Raw genomic sequence first — 19,591 nt, 5'->3', positions numbered from 1 at the left:
CGCGCCGAGTGCTGGCCAACAGTCAGCGATGTGTCAGCGGGATACGCTTGCTCGCATGTCGAAGCAGGGCGATGGCGGCCACGACTGGGCCACCTGGGACGCGTACCACGACGTGTGGAGACGTCTCGACCGCGCCCTCGACCACGCCGTCCAGCACGGCGCGGGCATCTCGATCCCGGAGTTCGAGATCCTGATCGGGCTGCACCGGCAGCCGGACCACCGCCTGCGTGTGCGTGACGTCGCGGCCGGCATCGGCTGGGAGAAGTCCCGCGTCAGCCACCAGGTCACGCGCATGGTGTCCCGCGGCCTGGTCGAGCGCGCGGACTGCCCGACGGACGGCCGCGGCAGCTGGGTCGTGATGACGCCGGACGGCCGCCGCGCGGTGCTCGCCGGGATCCGCGCGCACACCGCCGCACTCGAGCAGCTGTTCTGGAAGCCCGTGGGCGACGACGCGGACACGCTGCGGTCGGTCAGCGCCCGGGTCCAGGACGCGCTCGGCCCGGTCGACCCCGTGCACGACTGACCAGGACGACCTCAGATCCGGACGGTCGCCAGGGTCCTCGTGTCGCCGTGCAACCGGACCTCGACCGACGCGATCGAGCCGAGCGGCACGTCCGTCGCCGCCGCGAGGCCGGCAGCCGAGCGCCCGGACGCCGTCCACGACGCCACGGTCTCGTCGGTGCCGTCCTTCCGCACCACGACGAGGTCGTACATGACGCTGCTGCCGTTCCCCCAGTCGCGGCCGCCGTACGTGCAGCCCCAGTCGAACCGGGTCCCCCAGGCCTTCCGGGTCACGTCGAGGTCCACCCGCAGCCCGGCGGCCGCGACGGGCGACATCGCGTAGCGCTCGGACCCCGCGGAGACGGACGTCGGAGCCGGACCGACCCGTGCTGCGCCGATCGCGACCCCGCCGAGCACGGCGGCCACGACGGCGAGCCCTGCGGTGACGGTGACCAGCACCCGGCGGCGGCGACGGCGGGTCCTGACCCGGTGCGCGACCGTGGCGAGCGGGCGTGCCGGAGCCGGGTCGGGCCTCCCGTCCGGGTCCGCGATCGCGACGGCGTCCTCGGCAGGCAACCGACCGAGCAGCCCCGGCATGCCGGCCAACTCCGCGACGGCGGCGCGGCACGCGGCGCACGTCTCCAGGTGCCGTTCGTACTCGAGCCGCTCGTCGCTCGGCAGCGAACCGAGCACGTACGCGGCGTCCCAGTCCCGGTAGCGGTCCTCGGTCATCGGGTCACCCCTCGTTCCTGCAGTGCGAGTCGGAGTGCGCGGAGGCCGTAGTGCAGGCGGGACTTCGCGGTGCCCTCGGGGATGCCGTGGCGGCGGGCGATCTCGGGGACGGTGTGGCCGAGCCAGTACGCGTCGACGACGACCCGCCGGTGCTCGGGTGAGAGTGCTGCGAGTGCGTCGGCGACGACGATGCCGTCGAGCACCGCGTCCGTCCGGTCGGGCTGCACGTCGTCGACCGGGGTGTCCGTCCCGAACTCCCGGCGGTGTCGGGCGGAGCGGGCGTCGTCGACCACCAGGTTCCGCGCCACCGTGAACAGCCACGCGCGTGCGGCGTCCGGTTCGCGTTCGAGCACTGCCGGCCGCTGCCACGCCCGCACGAGCGTCTCCTGGACGACGTCGTCGGCGAGCGCACGGTCCGCGGTGAGGTGCCGCACGTACCGCAGCAGCGCGTCACCGTGCTCGGCGTGCAGGGCCACGAGCAGTTCGTCGGCCGGACGCTCCCCCACGGTCACCGCGTCAGCTCGAGGGAGAACTCGACCGCGCCGGAGCCGTCGACCTTCACGAAGCCGAGGTCGGGCGCGTCGACGCCGTAGTCGGCGAACGTGACCGGGATCGACCCGGCGACCTGGACGTGCCCGTCGCCGTCGACCCCGAGCTGCGCGTCCGCCTCCACCGTCTTCGTCACACCGTGCATGGTCAGGTCGCCGCGGAGGGTCACGTCCCGGTCGGTGCCGGCGAGCGCCGCCCGCACGTCGGCGGGCTCGGTCACCCGGAAGGTGGCGGTGGGGAAGCGGTCGGTCTGCAGGGCCTGAGACCGGAAGTACTCGTCGCGGGCGGACTCGGGCGTGGCGATCGAGGCGACCTGCACGGTGACCGTCGCACGATCGAGCGACCCGTCGGCCACGGTGGCGGTGGCGTCGACGTCCTTCGTGCGTCCGGTCACGGTCACATCCTGGCCCCGGAGGACCTCGTGCACCCGGTACCCGGCGAAGGAGTCGTTCCCCGCCTGCCACGTGCCGTCGGCATCGGCCGGGTCGAGCGTCGCACCGCCGGTCGGGGCGAGCGTCGGCGCCGCGTCGGCGGAGCCGTTCACGAGGTTGGCGTAGACGATCGGCCCACCGATCACACCGGCCGCGCCGATGACGACCACGCCTGCGGCGATCCCGAGCAGCACCTTGGTCCGAGTCCTCATGCCCGGGAAACGACGCAGGGAGCGGGATCGTTCAATCCGGATCGGGATCGAACGATCCGGCCCGCCGACCCGTGTCACCGGTGAGCGGGACCGCTCATGCCGGGAGGCCCGGCTCGGCTCCGCAGGACAGGGGTCACCCATGCGCACCACACGTTCCACCCGTTCCGTGCTGTTGATCGCGGGCGTCGCGTTCGCGGCGCTGGCGCTCGCGGGCTGTTCGGCCGGGTCGTCGGCGTCGTCGGGCGGATCGTCCGCTCCGTCCCCGTCGGCGTCTGCGTCGTCTGCGTCGCCTGCGTCGCCTGCGTCGTCGTCTCCGTCGTCCGGCGGTGCGTACGGCACCGACGACAAGGGCGGCGACAGCGGCGGCGGGCACGGTGCCGACGACGGCATCGCGACCGCTTCCACGTCGCTCGGCACGGTCGTGGTCGACGGGAAAGGCATGACCGCGTACTTCTACGACGAGGACGTCAAGGGCTCCGGGAAGAGCACCTGCTCAGGCGGGTGTGCCGCAGCCTGGCCGGCGATCGAGTCCGACGCGGCGAAGCCCGCCGTGTCCGGGGTGACGGGCGAGGTCGGCACGATCACGGGCGTCGACGGGAAGCTCCAGGTCACGGTCGACGGTCGCCCGATCTACACCTACGCGGCGGACGCGAAGCCGGGCGACGTCACCGGGCAGGGCGTCGGCGGGGTCTGGTACGTCGTGAACCCCGACGGCACCGAGCAGAAGTAGTCCCGGGCGGCGATCCCGGGATCGCGCCCGCGTGTGGACATCGCGCCCCGTCGTGTCGGGGCGCGATGTCCGTGGCGGGGTGCGAAGCGGGCACGCGGGCACGCGGGGACGCGGGCACCGCGGGGTCAGTGGTGGCGGTGGTCCTGGATCGTCATGCGGGGGCCGAACGCGGGCTTCCGGAAACCACTGCCGCCGATGAGCCGCACGACCCGCTCGCGGTGCCCCCGCCAGGGTTCGAGGAGCTCGAGCATGCCGTCGTCGTCCACCGGGCCTCCCGTCAGCGCCCACCCGACGAGCGCCGGCACGTGGAAGTCCCCGACGCTCGGGGAGTCCGGGTCGCCGTGGGAGCGCTGCGCCGTCTCGGCAGCGGTCCACTTCCCGATGCCGGGGATCGACTGCAGCCGGGCGGCGACGACCGTGCCCCCGCGGCCGAGCGACAGCGTCCGTTCGAGGGCCGGGGCGACCTTCACGGCACGCATGACCGTTGCCGAGCGCCCGGGTTCGATGCCGGCTCGGTGCCACTCCCAGCTCGGCACCTTCGCCCACTCGGCGGCGGACGGCGGCACGATCATGCCGACGGGGGCGGGCCCGGGTGCGGGCGTACCGTACTTGCGCAACAGGTACCGCCATGCACCCCATGCCTGCCGGGAGGTGACCTTCTGCTCCATGATCGCCGGCACGAGCATCGCGACGACCGTGTTCGTCCGGCACAACCGCAACCCCGGCTGCCGGTGCCGGGCATCGGCGAGGAACGCGTGCGAGGACACGTCGAGGTCGGACCAGTCGTCCCCACGCCCGACCAGGTCCGGTCCGTGCTCGACCGCCCACTCCGCGCCGTCCCCCCACGCGGAGATCCCGATCGTGTCCCCGGCCTGCCGGATCGCCACCGAGGTCGCCCCCTCCGGCGTCCGCAACGCGAGCCACACGTCCGAGCCGACCACCCGGAAGGCGGGGTCGCCGGAGCCGCGCTGCAGGGGCCGGAGCGTCGCGGCCACGTGCACCGGGCCTCCTGGCCGGTAGACCGTGTCGAACCGTCGCACGCCGCCGGTCGGAGCCGGGTCGAGACGGGCGAGGCGCATGACAGGGATGGTAAGCGAAACCACCGTCGGCCAAGATGGGACCAGATCCACACACCCGACATCGGAGTCCCACCATGCGCATCGGCATCCTCACCTCCGGCGGCGACTGCCCCGGCCTCAACGCGGTCATCCGTGCGGCGGTCCTCAAGGGCATCGCCATCCACGGCCACGAGTTCGTCGGCTTCCGCGACGGCTGGCGCGGCGTCGTGGAGGGCGACATCGTCCCCCTCGGGCGCAAGGACATCCAGGGCATCGCGAAGCAGGGCGGCACGATCCTCGGGACGAGCCGGACGAACCCGTTCGAGGGCGAGAAGGGCGGCGTGGAGAACATCGAGCGCATGCTCGAGCGCCACGGCATCGACGCCATCATCGCGATCGGCGGCGAGGGCACCCTGGCGGCGGCGAAGCGGCTCACCGATGCCGGGCTGAAGATCGTCGGCGTCCCGAAGACCGTCGACAACGACCTCGGCGCCACCGACTACACGTTCGGGTTCGACACCGCGGTCGAGATCGCGACCGAGGCGATGGACCGCCTGCGCACCACCGGCGAGTCGCACTCGCGCTGCATGGTCGCCGAGGTGATGGGCCGGCACGTCGGCTGGATCGCACTGCAGTCCGGCATGGCGGCCGGTGCGCACGCGATCCTCATCCCGGAGCAGAAGACCTCGCTCGAACAGATCGCATCCTGGGTCCGGTCCGCGTACGACCGCGGCCGCGCGCCGCTCGTCGTCGTCGCCGAAGGGTTCGTCCCCGACCACGAGGACAACGCCCACTCCGAGCGCGGGCTCGACGCCTTCGGCCGTCCGCGGCTCGGGGGCATCGGCGAGCGCCTGGCACCGCTCATCGAGGAGATGACCGGCATCGAGACGCGCGCGACGACCCTCGGCCACATCCAGCGCGGCGGCACCCCGACGGCGTACGACCGGGTGCTCTCGACGCGCCTGGGCCTGGCGGCGATCGACTCCGTCGTCGAGGAACGCTGGGGGCGGATGGTGGCGCTCCGTGGCACGGACATCGTGCACGTGTCGTTCGAGGACGCGCTCGGTGAGCTGAAGACCGTGCCGCAGTCGCGGTTCGACGAGGCCGCCATCCTGTTCGGTTGACGGCCCGGCCCGGCCCGGCCTGGAGGCTCGGGGTAGCGTTCGGCGCGTGACCCGCGCCGTCCTCGTCTCCAGTTCCAGTGCCCCCGCCGTCACGTCCGTCGACGTGGCGGACCCCGGCGAGGGCGAAGCCCTCGTCGACGTCTCGTACTCCAGCGTCAACTACAAGGACGGGCTCGCGCTGGCCGGTGACCCCGGCGTCGCCCGGATCGACCCGCTGGTACCGGGGATCGACGTGGTCGGGACGGTCTCCGCGCTCGGCCCCGGTGTGCACGACGTCGCGATCGGCGACCACGTGGTCCTGAACGGCGCCGGCGCCGGTGAGACGCGGCACGGCGGGTGGGCGACGCGGGCGGTCGTGCCGTCGGCGTCGCTCGTGGTGCTGCCCGACTCGGTGCCGGAGGACTTCGCCGCCGCGATCGGCACCGCCGGGTTCACGGCCGCGCTCAGCGTGCTGGCGCTCGCCCGTTTCGTCGACCCTTCGGACGGCCCGGTCCTCGTGACGGGGTCCTCCGGCGGCGTCGGGTCGGTCGCCATCCCCCTCCTCGCCGGGCGCGGCTACCGCGTGACCGCCTCCACGGGCCGTCCGGGCAACGCGGAGTCGCTCCGGGCGCTGGGTGCGACGGACGTCGTCGATCGTGGATCGCTCGGGGAGCGCGGCAAACCGATGCAGAAGGCGGTGTGGGCCGGCGCGGTGGACAGCGTGGGCGGCGCGACGCTCGCGAACCTGCTCGCCTCGACCCGCTGGGGTGGCGCGGTGACGGCCTGCGGGCTCGCCCAGGACGTCCAGCTCCAGACGACGGTGCTGCCGTTCATCCTGCGCGGGGTGTCGCTGCTCGGCATCAACTCGGTGGACGCTCCGCCTGCGCTCCGGCGCGGGGCATGGAACCTGCTCGCCACCGAACTCGACCCGACCCTGCTCGCGTCCGTCACCCGCACGGTCGGACTCACCGAGGCGATCGCGCTCGGGCCGTCAATCGTCGCCGGGCAGGTGCACGGTCGAACGATCGTCGATACATCGTACTGACGTTCTGCAATACTATTATTCTACAAACGCTTGCATATTGACACGTTAGGATTGCAAATCCGAACGCCGCAATGTGAGGAGCACCCGGATGCCGGTCCCGAAATCCACCGTCGAGAGCTCGCCCCGGAAGCTCCTGCGGGACGTCGTCTACGACAAGATGCTCGCGGCGCTCCGCGACGGCACGCTCCAGCACGGCGAACGCCTCAACGACGACGAGTTGGTGCAGTGGCTCGGAGTGAGTCGCACCCCGATCCGCGAGGCGATCGCGAAGCTCGTCGACATCGGGCTCGTGGAGATGGAAGCGAACCGGTACACCCGTGTCGCGACGCCGACGATCGACGACTGGGTGATCGCCACGCGCGCCATGGCCGGGTTCTTCGAACTCAGCCTGCGCTGGGGCGTTCCCGAGTACACCGATGCCGATGCCGCCGCGCTCGAGAAGCTCCTCGACCGTGCCGACGGGCTCCGGAAGGTCCGCGACTACGGGTTCAGCGGTGCCGTCACCGAGATCGTCGAGTTCGCGATCGCGCACGGCGGCAACCCGCTCGTGCAGGTCGCTGCCGACGGCGCCCTGGAGCGGGTGCGCTTCACCCTCAACCCGACGCCGGCGTTCGAGCAGTACGAGTCCGAGGCCTTCTTCTCGATCCTGCGCTCCGCGCTCGAGGACCGCGACGGCGAGACCGCGGCCGAGGCAGGGCGTGCACTCACGCGCAACTTCGAGCAGCACATCGAGTCGGTCCGCGCCGCGCGCGGCTGACGATGGACGACGCGCGCTCGAACAGGGACCGTCGTCCCGTGTTCGACGAGGCGTTCACCACCGTGCTCGCCGGCATCCGGGACGGCTCGCTCCGCGACGACACCGACTACGACGTGCTCGCGCTCTGCGATCGGTTCGCCGTGCACCCAGCGGTGCTCGAGGGCGCCCTGCAGCGGCTCGCGGACATCGGCCTGGCCCGTGTGCTGCCCGGGGACGTGGTGCGGTTCCCGCCGCTCGACCCGGTGGCGTGGGCCGAGGGCACCTGGTTGCTCGTCGGTGTCGTCGAGGTGGCGATGCGCGCCCTGGTGCCCGTCGCGACGGACGACGACGTCGAGCGGTACGCCGCCCTCGTGGCCGCCACGCGTCGTGCGGCTGCCGACCGTGGCGACGAGCTCGACACGACGGTGCTCGCGACGCTCGACTTCTGGGCGGGCACGGGCCCGGAGTCCTTCACGGCACGACTCCTCGTGCGGTCGATGCAGCAGACCCGCTACGGCCTGGCCACCAGACCCCCGTGGCGGAACCCGGACGTCGAGGCCTGGCTGGCCTCCTCGTCGCAGGCGCTCCGCCTCCGGGACGTCCGGAGCGCCGAACGCGCCGCGCACGTGTTGGCGCGGCTGTGGCGCCGCTACCTGGCGGAGAGCGCCCGAGAACTCGGCCGGGAGCCGGACACGCTGGCCCACCCGGCTGGAGGAGCGTCGGAGACCCTCTACTGGGCCGACTGGCGCGCGGACGACGACTGGTTCGAACTCCTCGGATCCGTGCGCGACGGGTCGCTCGAACCGGGTCGCTCGTACGCGTTCCGGGACCTCACCGCACGGTTCCGGGTCCCCCTGCAGCGCCTGTTGCCGATGATCCGACGGCTCGAGGTGATGGGGCTCGTCGCCGCCGGTCCCGACCGCGACGACAGCATCCTGGTGACGACGCCGACGGTCGACGACTGGGCGGAGACGATCGGGCTGCTGCTCGGACTGCACGAGATGTGCGCACGGACCTGCATCGCGGACCTGACCGACGCGGACGTCGCCGAGCTGGACGCCCTGGTCGCTCGGACCCGGCGCGAGGCCAGGGTCCGGGACTTCGCCTACACGGGCACGCTGCTCGAGATCGCCAGGTTCTTCGCGCTCCGCAGCCCGAACCGCGCCATGCGACAGACGACGAGCGTCGTGATCTCCCGGCTGGCGTACATCCTGCCGGAGCCGCCGCCGGTCCGGCAGTGGGCCGTCGAGGACTACCTCCAGCTGCTCGACCAGGCAGTCCACTCCCGCGACGCCGACACCGTGTCGGAGGCGTTCCACGCGCTCGCCACCCACTTCGACGCGCACGTCGTCGACGTCCGTGCGCGGTACGGAACGATGGAGTCGTGAACGACGTCCTCATCAGTGCCGCCGGCGTCCGCGTGACCCGGTCCGGCCGAGACCTCCTGCACGACATCGACCTGACCGTCCGGCGCGGCGAGCACTGGGCCCTGCTCGGACCGAACGGCGCCGGCAAGTCGACCTTGCTCGCCGTTCTCGGGGCGACCGGGCACCCCACCGCCGGCACGGTCGAGGTCCTCGGATCGCGGCTCGGCCGGGTCGACGTCCGAACACTCCGCGAGCACATCGGGCACGTCGACCCCCGGCACCGCATGCTCTCCCCGCTGACGGTGTTCGAGACCGTCCTGACCGGGCTGACCGGGACGACGGACCTCATGATGCGGTGGGAGCCGACGGCGGACGAGGTCGCACGCGCCGAGGAGCACATCGCCTCGGTGGGACTCACGGCACGTCGCGACTCACGGTGGCCGGTCCTGTCCCAGGGCGAACGCGGCCGTGCGCTCATCGCCCGAGCACTGATGTCGGAGCCGGAGCTCCTGCTCCTCGACGAGCCGGCGACGGGGCTCGACGTCGCCGCCCGCGAGCACCTCCTGGAGACGATCGACGCCCTCCGCGGACGGCACCCGGACCTCGGCAGCGTGATGGTCACGCACCACCTCGAGGACCTGCCTGCGTCGACCTCGCACGCGATGCTCCTGCGGGACGGTGCCGCCGTCGCACAGGGCGACGCCGACGAGGTGATCACGTCGTCCGCCGTGTCGCACGCGTTCGACTTCCCGCTCGCCATCGTGCGCGCCGAAGGGCGCTGGCACGCTCGACGCTCGGCCTAGCCGGGAAGCGGTGCTGTCCCCTGTCCCACCCTCGGTGGTCCGGTCGGTACGCGGTTCTGCGATGTGCCCTGTACGCCGTCACCGGTGCTCGGTGCTGGGCTGCGATGTGCACGGCTTGCGCCTGGCGCTGCCCACGGCGCCGACAGAGGACCGGATCACCCGCCGGTCCATCGGGTCCGTACCCGCCCCGGTCCGCCTACCGACGCACCGCGTGCTCGTCGTGTCAGTCCGCCAGGGCGACCTCCCAGTTCGTGCGCTGGATCGTCGCGTCGAGCTCGCGGAGCTCCTTCGCGAGGGCGTCGGCACGTGACCGAAGCTCCGCCGTCGGCAGCGCGGCGAACGTGCGGAGCTCACTGCGCATCTGCCGGTACGAGCCACCACCGGTCGTCGCGTCTGCTGCGCCGGTGACCAGCGCGTGCCGGAGCCGGAGGGCGTCACGGCGCGCCAGGAGTGTGGTCACGGTCGTGCCGTCGGGGAGCACGGTCGCGGAGTTCGTCGCGTTGATGCGGGCGACGAGCGACTCCAGGCCATCGATCGCCGACTCGGCTTCGACCAGGAGCGCAGCGGCGTCCTCGTCCGGCTCCTCGCCCTCCTGGTAGCGGGCGTTCCCCGCGATCCGGGCGCGGAGCTGCTCGATGCGCTTCTGCAGGTCGGTCCGCTCGATGAGGGCTTCGGCGAGTTGCATGCCGCCATCCAACCAGCGGTCAGGGGGCCGTGGCCGCTGCAGCCGACTTCGCCGCAGCCGGCAGCGCGTCGAGCACCCGCCCGACGGCACGGTCGTCGTGGGCGGCCGTGACGAACCACGCCTCGAACACACTCGGCGGCAGCGTCACACCGGCATCGAGCATCGCGTGGAAGAACGGCGCGTACCGCCAGGTGTCCTGCGCCCGCACGTCGTCGTAGTTGCGCGGTGCCTGCTCCGAGAACGCGAACGAGAACAGGTTCCCGGCGCGCTGGACGGTGTGCGCGACCCCCTCGGCCGACAGCGCCTCCGACGTCGCCGCGGAGATCACCGACGCCGTCCGGTTCAGCGACTCGTAGACCGATGCCGTCGCCGCACGGAGCGTGGCGATCCCGGCGGCCACCGCCAGCGGATTCCCGGAGAGCGTCCCCGCCTGGTACACGGGGCCGAGCGGGGCGAGGAAGTCCATGACATCGCGACGACCACCGAGCGCGGCGAGGGGCATGCCGCCACCGATGACCTTGCCGAACGTGATCAGGTCGGGCTTCCACCCGGCGCCGTCCGGGACGACCTTCGACGCCTCGAGCCCCCACCACCCGGCAGCCCCGACGCGGAACCCGGTGAGGACCTCGTCGACGATGAGCAGCGCGCCGTGCGACTGCACGATCTGCGCGAGCGCCCGGTTGAAGCCACGTTCCGGCGCGAGCACACCCATGTTCGCGGCGGCGGCCTCGACGATGACGCCGGCGATGCGCTCGGAGTGCTCGTCGAACGCGCGGCGGACGGCGTCGAGGTCGTTGTACGGCAGCACGAGGGTCTGCGCCGCCGTCTCCGCGGTGATGCCGGCGCTCCCCGGGAGCGCGAGCGTCGCGACGCCGGAGCCGGCCTCGGCCAGCAGGGAGTCGGAGTGGCCGTGGTAGTGCCCGGCGAACTTCACGAGGAGGTCCCGACCGGTGTACCCGCGGGCGAGCCGGATCGCCGTCATCGTGGCCTCGGTCCCGGTGGACACGAGTCGGAGCTTCTCGATGGGGCCGTCGCCGTCGACCGACACCCGCTGCTTCACGAGTTCGGCGAGCTCGGTCTCCCCCGGGGTCGACGCACCGAACGACAGCCCGCGTGCGGCGGCCTGCTGGACGGCCTCGACCGTGCCCGGGTGGGCGTGCCCCAGGATCGCGGGCCCCCACGACGCGACCATGTCGACGTACTCGCGCCCCTCGGCGTCGGTGACGTACGGCCCCTTCGCGGACACCAGGAACCGCGGGGTGCCGCCGACGGAACCGTAGGCGCGGACCGGCGAGTTCACGCCGCCGGGGATGCTGTTCTTCGCGCGGCCGAAGAGCTGGCCGTTCGTCATGGGAGAAGCTGCGGTCGTCATCAGATGCCTTCCTGGCGGAGCGTGCGGGCGATGTCGACCGCGAAGTAGGTCAGGATCGCGTCGGCGCCGGCGCGCTTGATGCCGACGAGCGACTCCATCGCGGCGGCGTCGCGGTCGATCCAGCCGTTCTGCGCCGCCGCGGTGATCATCGCGTACTCGCCGGAGATCTGGTACGCCCAGACCGGGACCGGCGACGTCGCAGCGGTCGAGGCGAGGACGTCGAGGTAGCTCATCGCGGGCTTCACCATCACGATGTCGGCGCCCTCGTCCACGTCCAGAGCCACCTCGCGGAGGCCCTGGCGACCGTTCGCGGCATCGATCTGGTAGGTCCGCCGGTCGCCGACGAGCGACGACGACACGGCCTCGCGGAAGGGGCCGTAGAACGCCGACGCGTACTTCGCCGCGTACGCGAGGAGTGCGGTGCCGGTGAACCCCGCGGCATCGAGCGCGTCACGTGCGGCGGCGATCTGGCCGTCCATCATGCCGCTCATGCAGACGAGCTCGGCGCCGGCCTCGGCCTGGGCGACCGCCATGTCGCGGTAGCGCAGCAGGGTCGCGTCGTTGTCGACACTGCCGTCCGCTGCCAGGACACCGCAGTGCCCGTGGTCGGTGAACTCGTCGAGGCACAGGTCGGACTGCACGACGAGCGCGTCACCCACCTCTTCACGCGCGACACGGATCGCCACGTTGAGGATGCCGTCGGGGTCGGTCGCACCCGAACCGGTCGCGTCCTTCGAGACGGGCACGCCGAACAGGTTCACCCCGCCGATCCCTGCGTCGGCGGCGTCGACGAGCGCGCGCCGGAACGAGTCGAGCGAGTGCTGCTGCACCCCTGGCATGCTCGTGATGTCCACCGCGGACGTGGCGCCCTCACGGATGAACATCGGCAGCACGAGCTCGGAGGGGTGGAGACGGGTCTCGGCCACCAGACGACGCATCGCCGGGGTGGCGCGGAGTCGGCGGGGGCGGACCTGGGGGAAGCGGCCGGTCACTGAGGTGCCTTCCTGTTCGGGGGCGTTCTGGTTCAGGATCTCGACGACGGCGTCGAGGAGGGATTCTGCGGAGCGGGCCGGCGCGACGACGTGCACGGGCAGTCCCGCGGCGCGGGCGTCAGCGGCGGTTCCGGGGCCGATGCACGCCACGAGCGTGCGGGGGTCGAGCGGGGTCATCCGGCGGGCGATCTCGCGGGCGACGCTGCCGCTCGTCACGAGGACCGCATCCGGCACCGTGTCGAGGGAGACCGGCTCGTCGCCGGTCCCCACGGTACGGTACGCGACCACGTCGTCCACGTCGATGCCGCGGGCGCGCAGGCCGTCGACGACGGTGGGAGCGGCGATGTCCGACCGCGGGAAGAGCACCGCGCCGGACACGTCCGGGAACGCGTCGACGAGCCCGCGCGCCGACGCGTCCTCCGGGACGAGGTGGACCGCCCAGCCCGCATCGCGGGCGGCCTGGGCGGTGCGGTCACCGACCGCCGCCACGCGGACACCCGACGGGAGGACCGCCACGCGTCCGGCGAGGACGCGCACCGCCGTCGCACTGGTCACCACGATCCATTCGTAACCAGCCACGCTGGTTTCGTCACCGGCGGCGGAGGGTGATCCGAGCCTCCAGGCCGCCGTCTCCAACGGGACCGGATCCACGGGGGGCGCAGACGAGATCAACGGGACGATCCGTGGGTCCAGCCCGCGCTCGCGCGCGGCCGCGGCGACACGGTCGCCCCAGCCGCCACCCCGCGGGATGACGACGACGGACGCCCGGGTGTCCGTGGCTACTCCGACGACGTCGCGATGTCCGCCAGGTCGGCGGCACCGTTCTCGAGGAGCTCGGCCGCGACGCGGTCACCGACCTCGAGCGCGTCGGCGAGACGCTCCTGCGCCGAGCCGTCGAGGACGGCGGCGTGCGACGCGGTGCGGTACTCGGATCCGTCCGGTCGGTAGACCGTGGCCGAGACGAGCAGCATCTCGGCGTCGACGATGGCCGTGGCGCCGATCGGTGCGGAGCAGCCCGCCTCGAGCTTCTCGAGGACCCGACGCTCGGCCGACACGGTCAGTCGCGTCGCCGCGTGCTCGATCTTCCGGAGCGCAGCCAAGAGGTTCCGGTCGACTTCGTCCGAACGGATCTCGACCGCGAGCGCGCCCTGCCCGGGAGCACTCGGCCAGAAACCGAGGTCGAGGAACTCGGTCGCCTCGTTCAGTCGCTCGATGCGGCCGAGGCCGGCGGCGGCGAGCACCACGGCGTCGAGGTCGTCCTCCACGCGGCCCATGCGGGTGTCGATGTTGCCGCGGATGTCCACGACCTCGAGGTCTGGGCGCTTCGCCTTGAGCTGAGCGACGCGGCGGGGCGACCCCGTACCGACCTTCGCGCCCTCCGGCAGGGAGTCGAGCGTGGCGGCGTTCCGGGCAACCAGGACGTCACGGGCGTCGGCACGCTTCGGCACCGCGCCGATCGTGAGCCCCGGGTACGGCGCCGTCGGCAGGTCCTTGAGCGAGTGCACGAGGACGTCGACCTCGTTCGCGACGAGGGCCTCGCGCAGGGCGCTGGCGAAGACGCCGGTGCCGCCGAGCGATGCCAGCGACGCACGGTTCGTGTCGCCCTCGCTCGTCACCGTGACGAGTTCGACCGGACGACCGGCCGCCTTCGACAGGCGGTCGGCGATGTCCTGCGACTGCGCGACCGCGAGCCGGCTGGCGCGGGTCCCGAGCCGGATCGGCGTCGGGCCACCGGCGGCCGGCTGCTCGTCGGTCACGGTGCGAGCCCGGCAGCCGCCGGCTTGAACCCGGCACGCTCGTTCTCGCAGCACCCAGGACGGCAGACGTCGTACCAGGGGCCGATGTCCGTCATGTGCGGACGCTCCGCGGTCGGGGTGCCGTTGACGCGTTCGAGCACCAGGTCGACGAGGCCGGCGACGTACGCCGGGTCGACGCCGGGCGTCTGCGTGCGGATCGACCAGAAGCCGAGCTCCTCGGCGGTCTCGGTCGCCTCTTCGTCGAGGTCCCACATGACCTCCATGTGGTCGCTCACGAAGCCGAGCGGCACGATGAGCACCGCGCGGGTCGGGCCTCCCTTGAGCTCCTCGTTCATGTAGTCGTTGATGTCGGGCTCGAGCCACGGCTGCGTCGGCGGGCCGGAGCGCGACTGGTAGACGAGCTTCCACGCCGGCTTCGTCGTGCCCTGCAGGTGCGCGTGCTCCGGCTGCTCGAGGAGCTCCGCCCACGCCTGGTCGAGGACGACCTGTGCGACGGCCTCGTGCTGGGCGGCGTACGCACCGCCGTCGCCGAAGCCACGGAAGTCCGGACCGGACTTGGCGGCGTCGGTCGACGGGATCGAGTGCGTCGAGAACAGGATCTGCAGCTCGTTCGCGACGTCGAGTCCGTCGTTCTCGGCGATCGCCTGTGCGATGCCGTCCCGCACACCGTCGACGAACGGACGGACGAAGCCCGGGTGGTCGAAGAACTGCCGGACCTTGTCGACCTGGATCGTGTCGATCAGGCCGGTGGCGTCGAGCACGCGGGCGTAGTCCTCGCGGTACTGCCGGCAGCTCGAGAACGACGAGTAGGCGCTCGTGGCGATGGCGATGAGCTTGGTGTGACCCTTCTCGGCCGCCTCGGTGAAGGCGTCCTCGAGGTAGGGCTCCCAGTTGCGGTTGCCCCACAGGACCGGCATGTCGATCCCGCGCGCGGCGAGCTCGGCCTCGAGCGCGGCCTTCAGCGCACGGTTCTGGGCGTTGATCGGGCTGACGCCGCCGAAGTGGCGGTAGTGGTGCGCGACCTCTTCGAGCCGCTCGTCCGGGATGCCACGGCCACGCGTGACGTTGCGGAGGAACGGGATGACGTCGTCCTGGCCCTCTGGTCCGCCGAACCCGGCGAGCAGGATGGCGTCGTACGCCACCGGGGTCTCGACGTGCTCGGGGCCGTCCGCAGCAGCGGGGGTCGCGGCGATCACCAGCTGGCCGTTCGTGATCTTGGACGTGTCGGTCATGACAGGACCTCCGGCAGCTCGGCGGTCGTCACCCGACGACCGGTGAAGAAGGGGACCTCTTCGCGCACGTGCATGCGCGCCTCGGTGTAGCGCAGGTCGCGCATCAGGTCGACGAGGTCCACCAGGTCGGGGCTCTCGAGCGGCAGGATCCACTCGTAGTCGCTCAGGGCGAAGGTGGCGATGGTGTTCGTCAGCACGCGGCGGTACTTCGCGCCGGCGATCCCGTGGTCGCGGAGCATCGTGCTGCGCTCTTCCTCTGGCAGGAGGTACCACTCGTAGGAGCGGACGAACGGGTACACCGTGATCCAGGCTTCCGGGTCCTTGCCACGGAGGAACGCGGGGGTGTGCCGCTTGTTGAACTCGGCCTCGCGGTGCATCGCCATCGCGTGCCACACCGGTTCGGCGTCCTGGAACAACCCGGTCCGGCGGATCTCGCGCAGCACGGCTTGGATCGCCTGCGCGTCGTCGCCGTGCAGCCAGATCATGACGTCGGCGTCGGCACGGAAGCCGGAGACGTCGTAGAACCCACGGATGGTCACGCCGCGGCCGGCGGCGGCGCTCACGACGGCGTCGAGCTCGGCCACGGCGTCGTCACCGACGGTGTGGATCGGGCCGAGGGGCCGGCGGAACACGGCCCACAGCGCGTACGCCGTGAGGAGGTTCGGGTCGATCCCGGAGTCAGGGGACGGCTCGTGCGTGGGCACGGTGGAACTCATGCGTCCATTGTCCTATCGGTTGCAAGGGGGAACGCCGCTCCCCGTCCGGCGGCGAGCGCTACCGCCGTCGGAGCACCGATACGACGATACCCCCGACCACTGCCACGCCCGCTGCGAGCCCGGCCAGGTACGGCACCGGGTTCTCCTGCGCGCCGCGCTTCACCTTCGACGCGGCGATGCCGATCTGCTTCGGCACGTTGAGCTTGTCCTCGATCGCGTCGAGGGTGTCGAAGAGCTGGGCACGGGTCGCGGCGACGTCGTCGGCGAGCTGGTCGTGGGGGTGCTGGTCGGTCACGGGTTCCTCCGGGGATGGTACGGGCGTCAGAACCGGCCGCCGACGTCCGGCTTGCGGGACGCGTGCTGGGTCTCTGGTGTGGGCTTCTTGCCCATGCCCTTCACCGCGTTGATGTCGTTCTTCACGCTGTCGATCGTGCGCTTCGGCGTGATCGGCAGCCCCTTCTTGAAGCGCTTCCAGCCGACGAGTCCGAGGATCGCGGCGACGACGAGCATCACGAAGGCGACGACCAGCGCCGCCAGCCATGCGGGCATGACCGTCGCGAGGCCCATCACGGCAGCCGTCAGCAGCACGCCGATCGCGTAGAGCACGATGACGAGCGCCGCGATGAGCAGCCCCGCGGCGATCGCGAAGACCTTCGCCTTGCCGACCAGCTCGGCCTTGAGGAGCGCGATCTCACCCTTGACGAGGTTCTTGACGAGCTGTGGGACGTCCCCGACGAGACCGAACAGCGATCGCGGTTTCCGGTCACGGGTGTCGGTCATGAGGCCTGGGCGTCCTTCTTCTGGCCGACCTTGCGGACGACCTTCTTGGTCTGCTCACCGACGAACTCGGCCACGTCGGGCGTCTTGTCCGCGACGAACTCCTCGACGGTGTGGACGCCCTGCTGGACGCCGTTGCTGTTCCAGATCTTGCCGGTGACGGTCTTGATCTGCTCGTACCGCGCCCGTCCGGCTCGCGATCCCAGGACGTACCCGAGTGCTGCGCCGGCGACGAACAGGAGCCTGCCTCGCATGGTTCCTCCGTTTGAGTCAGTGTGCGGTGGTCATGCGCCGAACGGAATGTGTCGGCGTTCCACCAACAGTAGCCCTCGGGGGGTCGGCGGTCCGCTCAGGAACCGAGCAGACCCCGCACGGCGGACCTGGTTCCGTCGACGATCCCGGCGAGCCCCCGACCGCGGGACCCCTCCCCGATCCCGACGACGCCGTCGGCGAGGCCGGCGGCGCCGCCGTCCGGACCGTTCCAGAGGACGCGGGCTGCTCCGACGACGTCCTCCGGGGCGATCGGCGTCCCGAGCAGGGTGGTCGCGTCCGTCGTCGCCCGCATGCCGGTCTCGCTCCGCGGATCGATCGGGAGGCTCGTCCCCACGTCCGCCGCTTCGGCTGCGGACGTGGCGTAGCTGAGTCGCAGGACGTGGCGCCCGTCGGCGGCATCGGCCAGCCACGGCCACTTCGCGGTGGCGTGCGTGAGCGCCTTCGCCCGCACACCGGTGGCATCCGGGTGCACGAGCATCCCGGTGCCGCGCGGCGCGGCGTCGAGGGCGGGCTGGTCGACCACCAGGGTGACGAGCTCGATGCCGGTGCGGGTTGGCGCAGCCGGTCGGTGCGGGTCGGGCACCGCCGACAGGACGTGGTCGGCGACGAGTCGCTCGGTGGTGCCGTCCGCCCCCTGCACCTCGACCGCAGCCCGCTCGATCGCGGTCGCACGGGTGTGCAGCCGGACGTCCACCCGGTACGTCTCCATGTCACGGACGAGCTCGTCGACGATCCGGACGATCCCGCCCCGGATGCCCTGCACCGCGGAGCCGGCCGTCGCACGTTCGCGGAGCGCGAGCACGGCGCGGGCGAGGGAGCCCTCGCGCTGCAGGGCTGCTCGGAGTCCCGGTGCGACACGGTCGGGGTCGAGGTCGTCCGGGTGCGTCGAGTGGACACCGGCGACGATCGGGACGACGAGGTCGTCGAGGACCCTCGCGCCCATCCGCTTCCGGACGAGCTCGCCGAGCGACCGGTCCTTCGCACCGACCGGCGACGGGATGAGGGAGTCGAGTTGGGCCCGGAAGGCGGCGCCCTGGCCGACGACGGCGAGCACGTCGGCTGCCATGGGGCTGCCTGGGATGCCGAGGAGCCCGGTCGCGGGGATCGGGGCGACCCTGCCGGAGCGCGTCATGAGCCACGCACCCCTGGGGTCGGGCGCGACGACGTCGTTGCCGAGGCCGAGTTCGATCGCGAGCGTCGACACGGCGTCGGTCCTCGTCGCGAACGAGTCCGCCGCCATGTCGAGGTCGATGCCGGCGACGGTGTGCCGGCGGACCATGCCGCCGAGCGTGCCGGAGGCCTCGACGAGCACCACGTGCACCCCGGCCTTGGCGAGGTCACGAGCGGCGACGAGCCCGGCGACCCCGCCGCCGACGACGATCGCCTCCGTCACGCGGGGCTCCCGGCGACGTCGGTCCCGTCCCCGAGCGCGTGCACGAGCTCGACCAGGCGGGTCAGCACGGTCGGGTCGGTCTCCGGCGGGACTCCGTGCCCGAGGTTCACGACGTGCGCGCGTGCAGCGCCACCGCGACGGACCACGTCGCGCACGTGCGCCTCGAGCACCTCCCACGGCGCGGAGAGCATCGCCGGGTCGACGTTGCCCTGCACGGTGACGCCGGTGCCGACGCGGGCGACGGCCTCGTCCAACGGGAGCCGCCAGTCGACGCCGACCGCGTCCACCTGGACCGCGTCGGTGCCGAGGGTCGTCATGTCCCGCAGGACCTCACCGCTGCCGACGCCGAAGTGGATGCGCGGGACGCCGAGGTCGGCCACGTGCGCGAGCGCCGCGGCGGAGTGCGGTGCGACGTGCTCGAGGTAGTCGGCGCGGGAGAGCGACCCGACCCACGAGTCGAAGAGCTGTGCGGCCGATGCCCCGGCGAGCACCTGGGCGCGGAGGAACGTCCCCGACACCTCGGCCGCCCAGGCGAGCAGGCGCGACCACGTCTCCGGCTCGGCGTGCATGAGCGTGCGGGCGCGGATGTGGTCCTTCGACGGGCCGCCCTCGACCAGGTAGGCCGCGAGGGTGAACGGGGCACCGGCGAACCCGATGAGCGGGGTGCTCCCGAGTTCGGCGACGGTGCGCTGGACGGCCTCGGCGATCGGTGCGAGCGCGCCCGGGTCGAGCGACTCGAGCGCGTCGACGTCAGCAGCCGTGCGGATCGGGGAGCCGAGGACCGGGCCCCGACCGGGGACGATCTCGACGTCCACACCCGCGAGCTTGATCGGGACGACGATGTCGCTGAAGAAGATGCCGGCGTCCACCCCGTGCCGGCGGACGGGCTGCAGCGTGATCTCGGACGCCATCGCCGGGTCGAGGCACGCGTCGAGCATCGCGGTGCCGACGCGGAGCTCGCGGTACTCGGGGAGCGACCGTCCGGCCTGGCGCATGAACCACACCGGCAGCGTCTCGGGGCGGTCCCCGCGAAGGGCCCTGACCAGCGGGGATCGGGCGGTGCGACCGTCGGCGAGCGGGTGCGTTGCGGGCAGTGCGGCTGTGGATGCGTCGGTCACCGCACGATT

The 19,591-nt window shown here is 72.3% G+C and carries 22 protein-coding genes and 1 pseudogene; 7 read left to right on the top strand and 16 right to left on the bottom strand.

The genetic code is table 11. The annotated features are described in order from the left end of the window. Nucleotides 1-55: 55 nt before the first annotated feature. Entirely contained in the window at nucleotides 56-523 is a 468-nt protein-coding gene (locus ACIPJ2_RS04070) for a MarR family winged helix-turn-helix transcriptional regulator (RefSeq protein WP_402727672.1), read from the top strand. An 11-nt stretch (nucleotides 524-534) separates the two neighbouring features. Here the strand turns inward: ACIPJ2_RS04070 and ACIPJ2_RS04065 are convergent, their stop codons facing one another. From ACIPJ2_RS04065 to ACIPJ2_RS04055, 3 genes are read right to left on the bottom strand one after another with little or no spacing between them, the layout of a single operon-like run. Next, the gene (locus tag ACIPJ2_RS04065; RefSeq protein WP_281266428.1) at nucleotides 535-1,233 is read right to left on the bottom strand and encodes an anti-sigma factor; all 699 of its coding nucleotides are present in this window, start codon (nucleotides 1,231-1,233) and stop codon (nucleotides 535-537) included. Beyond that, on the bottom strand, nucleotides 1,230-1,745 hold the full coding sequence (locus ACIPJ2_RS04060; protein WP_402727671.1) for a sigma-70 family RNA polymerase sigma factor: 516 nt from the start codon (nucleotides 1,743-1,745) through the stop codon (nucleotides 1,230-1,232). Before ACIPJ2_RS04060 ends, ACIPJ2_RS04065 begins: the two co-directional genes overlap by 4 nt. Beyond that, the gene (locus ACIPJ2_RS04055; RefSeq protein ID WP_402727670.1) at nucleotides 1,742-2,425 is read right to left on the bottom strand and encodes a YceI family protein; all 684 of its coding nucleotides are present in this window, start codon (nucleotides 2,423-2,425) and stop codon (nucleotides 1,742-1,744) included. Before ACIPJ2_RS04055 ends, ACIPJ2_RS04060 begins: the two co-directional genes overlap by 4 nt. 139 nt (nucleotides 2,426-2,564) lie before the next feature. On the opposite strand from ACIPJ2_RS04055, the gene ACIPJ2_RS04050 reads away from it, so the two are divergent. Next, nucleotides 2,565-3,155, top strand: a complete 591-nt coding sequence (locus tag ACIPJ2_RS04050) for a hypothetical protein (protein WP_402727669.1) — start codon at nucleotides 2,565-2,567, stop codon at nucleotides 3,153-3,155. 125 nt (nucleotides 3,156-3,280) lie between these two features. Here ACIPJ2_RS04050 and ACIPJ2_RS04045 read toward each other — a convergent pair whose 3' ends face one another. Next, nucleotides 3,281-4,234 carry a DNA-3-methyladenine glycosylase family protein gene (locus tag ACIPJ2_RS04045; protein ID WP_402727668.1) on the bottom strand — a complete coding sequence of 318 codons (954 nt, stop codon included), beginning with the start codon at nucleotides 4,232-4,234 and terminating at the stop codon, nucleotides 3,281-3,283. Between the two features lie 74 nt (nucleotides 4,235-4,308). Between ACIPJ2_RS04045 and ACIPJ2_RS04040 the strand changes: the two genes are divergently transcribed. From ACIPJ2_RS04040 to ACIPJ2_RS04020, 5 genes are all read left to right on the top strand, one after another. Continuing rightward, nucleotides 4,309-5,337 (top strand): 6-phosphofructokinase, encoded by a 1,029-nt coding sequence (locus ACIPJ2_RS04040; RefSeq protein WP_402727667.1) that lies wholly within the window; start codon nucleotides 4,309-4,311, stop codon nucleotides 5,335-5,337. 46 nt (nucleotides 5,338-5,383) lie between these two features. Beyond that, nucleotides 5,384-6,361, top strand: coding sequence for an acryloyl-CoA reductase (locus tag ACIPJ2_RS04035; protein WP_402727666.1), 978 nt, complete (start codon nucleotides 5,384-5,386; stop codon nucleotides 6,359-6,361). Between the two features lie 88 nt (nucleotides 6,362-6,449). Further along, complete coding sequence (locus ACIPJ2_RS04030; RefSeq protein WP_402727665.1) at nucleotides 6,450-7,118, top strand: GntR family transcriptional regulator; 669 nt, start codon at nucleotides 6,450-6,452, stop codon at nucleotides 7,116-7,118. A 38-nt stretch (nucleotides 7,119-7,156) separates the two neighbouring features. Further along, entirely contained in the window at nucleotides 7,157-8,485 is a 1,329-nt protein-coding gene (locus tag ACIPJ2_RS04025) for an FCD domain-containing protein (RefSeq protein WP_402727664.1), read from the top strand. Further along, nucleotides 8,482-9,267: an ABC transporter ATP-binding protein gene (locus tag ACIPJ2_RS04020; protein ID WP_402727663.1), complete on the top strand. Its 786-nt coding sequence runs from the start codon at nucleotides 8,482-8,484 to the stop codon at nucleotides 9,265-9,267. The genes ACIPJ2_RS04025 and ACIPJ2_RS04020 overlap by 4 nt, the downstream gene beginning before the upstream one ends. 223 nt (nucleotides 9,268-9,490) lie before the next feature. Here ACIPJ2_RS04020 and ACIPJ2_RS04015 read toward each other — a convergent pair whose 3' ends face one another. The 12 genes and pseudogenes from ACIPJ2_RS04015 to hemE form a co-directional block, all read right to left on the bottom strand. Continuing rightward, nucleotides 9,491-9,952, bottom strand: a complete 462-nt coding sequence (locus ACIPJ2_RS04015; RefSeq protein WP_402727662.1) for a DIP1984 family protein — start codon at nucleotides 9,950-9,952, stop codon at nucleotides 9,491-9,493. A 19-nt stretch (nucleotides 9,953-9,971) separates the two neighbouring features. Then, entirely contained in the window at nucleotides 9,972-11,324 is a 1,353-nt protein-coding gene (gene hemL, locus ACIPJ2_RS04010; protein WP_402727661.1) for a glutamate-1-semialdehyde 2,1-aminomutase, read from the bottom strand. Next, nucleotides 11,324-12,316, bottom strand: coding sequence for a porphobilinogen synthase (hemB, locus tag ACIPJ2_RS04005; protein WP_402728311.1), 993 nt, complete (start codon nucleotides 12,314-12,316; stop codon nucleotides 11,324-11,326). The genes hemL and hemB overlap by 1 nt, the downstream gene beginning before the upstream one ends. A gap of 66 nt (nucleotides 12,317-12,382) precedes the next feature. After that, nucleotides 12,383-13,066, bottom strand: a pseudogene (locus tag ACIPJ2_RS04000) (uroporphyrinogen-III synthase); the annotation flags it as partial. Between the two features lie 29 nt (nucleotides 13,067-13,095). Continuing rightward, complete coding sequence (gene hemC, locus ACIPJ2_RS03995; protein WP_402727660.1) at nucleotides 13,096-14,073, bottom strand: hydroxymethylbilane synthase; 978 nt, start codon at nucleotides 14,071-14,073, stop codon at nucleotides 13,096-13,098. Next, nucleotides 14,070-15,305, bottom strand: a complete 1,236-nt coding sequence (locus tag ACIPJ2_RS03990) for a ferrochelatase (RefSeq protein ID WP_281266416.1) — start codon at nucleotides 15,303-15,305, stop codon at nucleotides 14,070-14,072. The genes hemC and ACIPJ2_RS03990 overlap by 4 nt, the downstream gene beginning before the upstream one ends. Further along, nucleotides 15,302-16,021: a hydrogen peroxide-dependent heme synthase gene (hemQ, locus tag ACIPJ2_RS03985; RefSeq protein ID WP_402727659.1), complete on the bottom strand. Its 720-nt coding sequence runs from the start codon at nucleotides 16,019-16,021 to the stop codon at nucleotides 15,302-15,304. The genes ACIPJ2_RS03990 and hemQ overlap by 4 nt, the downstream gene beginning before the upstream one ends. A gap of 58 nt (nucleotides 16,022-16,079) precedes the next feature. After that, a complete protein-coding gene (locus ACIPJ2_RS03980; RefSeq protein WP_281266414.1) occupies nucleotides 16,080-16,316 on the bottom strand; it encodes a DUF3618 domain-containing protein in 237 nt (78 codons plus the stop codon). A gap of 26 nt (nucleotides 16,317-16,342) precedes the next feature. Then, nucleotides 16,343-16,801 (bottom strand): phage holin family protein, encoded by a 459-nt coding sequence (locus ACIPJ2_RS03975; protein ID WP_402727658.1) that lies wholly within the window; start codon nucleotides 16,799-16,801, stop codon nucleotides 16,343-16,345. Further along, the gene (locus ACIPJ2_RS03970) at nucleotides 16,798-17,052 is read right to left on the bottom strand and encodes a hypothetical protein (RefSeq protein ID WP_281266412.1); all 255 of its coding nucleotides are present in this window, start codon (nucleotides 17,050-17,052) and stop codon (nucleotides 16,798-16,800) included. The genes ACIPJ2_RS03975 and ACIPJ2_RS03970 overlap by 4 nt, the downstream gene beginning before the upstream one ends. A 95-nt stretch (nucleotides 17,053-17,147) precedes the next feature. Further along, nucleotides 17,148-18,464: a protoporphyrinogen/coproporphyrinogen oxidase gene (locus ACIPJ2_RS03965; protein ID WP_402727657.1), complete on the bottom strand. Its 1,317-nt coding sequence runs from the start codon at nucleotides 18,462-18,464 to the stop codon at nucleotides 17,148-17,150. Continuing rightward, nucleotides 18,461-19,582, bottom strand: coding sequence for a uroporphyrinogen decarboxylase (gene hemE / locus ACIPJ2_RS03960; RefSeq protein WP_402727656.1), 1,122 nt, complete (start codon nucleotides 19,580-19,582; stop codon nucleotides 18,461-18,463). The genes ACIPJ2_RS03965 and hemE overlap by 4 nt, the downstream gene beginning before the upstream one ends. Nucleotides 19,583-19,591 lie beyond the last annotated feature (9 nt).

Origin of the sequence: Curtobacterium sp. NPDC090217 (genome assembly GCF_044746705.1) — a bacterium.
Classification (GTDB): domain Bacteria; phylum Actinomycetota; class Actinomycetes; order Actinomycetales; family Microbacteriaceae; genus Curtobacterium.
This window is presented reverse-complemented; position numbering and strand designations above follow the sequence as displayed.

Bases quoted from the DNA above. Each gene is read 5' to 3' on its own strand.
- ACIPJ2_RS04070 (WP_402727672.1), top strand. From the start codon at position 56: ATGTCGAAGCAGGGCGATGGCGGCCACGACTGGGCCACCTGGGACGCG.
- ACIPJ2_RS04065 (WP_281266428.1), bottom strand. From the start codon at position 1,233: ATGACCGAGGACCGCTACCGGGACTGGGACGCCGCGTACGTGCTCGGT.
- ACIPJ2_RS04055 (WP_402727670.1), bottom strand. From the start codon at position 2,425: ATGAGGACTCGGACCAAGGTGCTGCTCGGGATCGCCGCAGGCGTGGTC.
- ACIPJ2_RS04050 (WP_402727669.1), top strand. From the start codon at position 2,565: ATGCGCACCACACGTTCCACCCGTTCCGTGCTGTTGATCGCGGGCGTC.
- ACIPJ2_RS04045 (WP_402727668.1), bottom strand. From the start codon at position 4,234: ATGCGCCTCGCCCGTCTCGACCCGGCTCCGACCGGCGGCGTGCGACGG.
- ACIPJ2_RS04040 (WP_402727667.1), top strand. From the start codon at position 4,309: ATGCGCATCGGCATCCTCACCTCCGGCGGCGACTGCCCCGGCCTCAAC.
- ACIPJ2_RS04030 (WP_402727665.1), top strand. From the start codon at position 6,450: ATGCCGGTCCCGAAATCCACCGTCGAGAGCTCGCCCCGGAAGCTCCTG.
- ACIPJ2_RS04015 (WP_402727662.1), bottom strand. From the start codon at position 9,952: ATGCAACTCGCCGAAGCCCTCATCGAGCGGACCGACCTGCAGAAGCGC.
- hemL (WP_402727661.1), bottom strand. From the start codon at position 11,324: ATGACGACCGCAGCTTCTCCCATGACGAACGGCCAGCTCTTCGGCCGC.
- ACIPJ2_RS03990 (WP_281266416.1), bottom strand. From the start codon at position 15,305: ATGACCGACACGTCCAAGATCACGAACGGCCAGCTGGTGATCGCCGCG.
- hemQ (WP_402727659.1), bottom strand. From the start codon at position 16,021: ATGAGTTCCACCGTGCCCACGCACGAGCCGTCCCCTGACTCCGGGATC.
- ACIPJ2_RS03975 (WP_402727658.1), bottom strand. From the start codon at position 16,801: ATGACCGACACCCGTGACCGGAAACCGCGATCGCTGTTCGGTCTCGTC.
- ACIPJ2_RS03970 (WP_281266412.1), bottom strand. From the start codon at position 17,052: ATGCGAGGCAGGCTCCTGTTCGTCGCCGGCGCAGCACTCGGGTACGTC.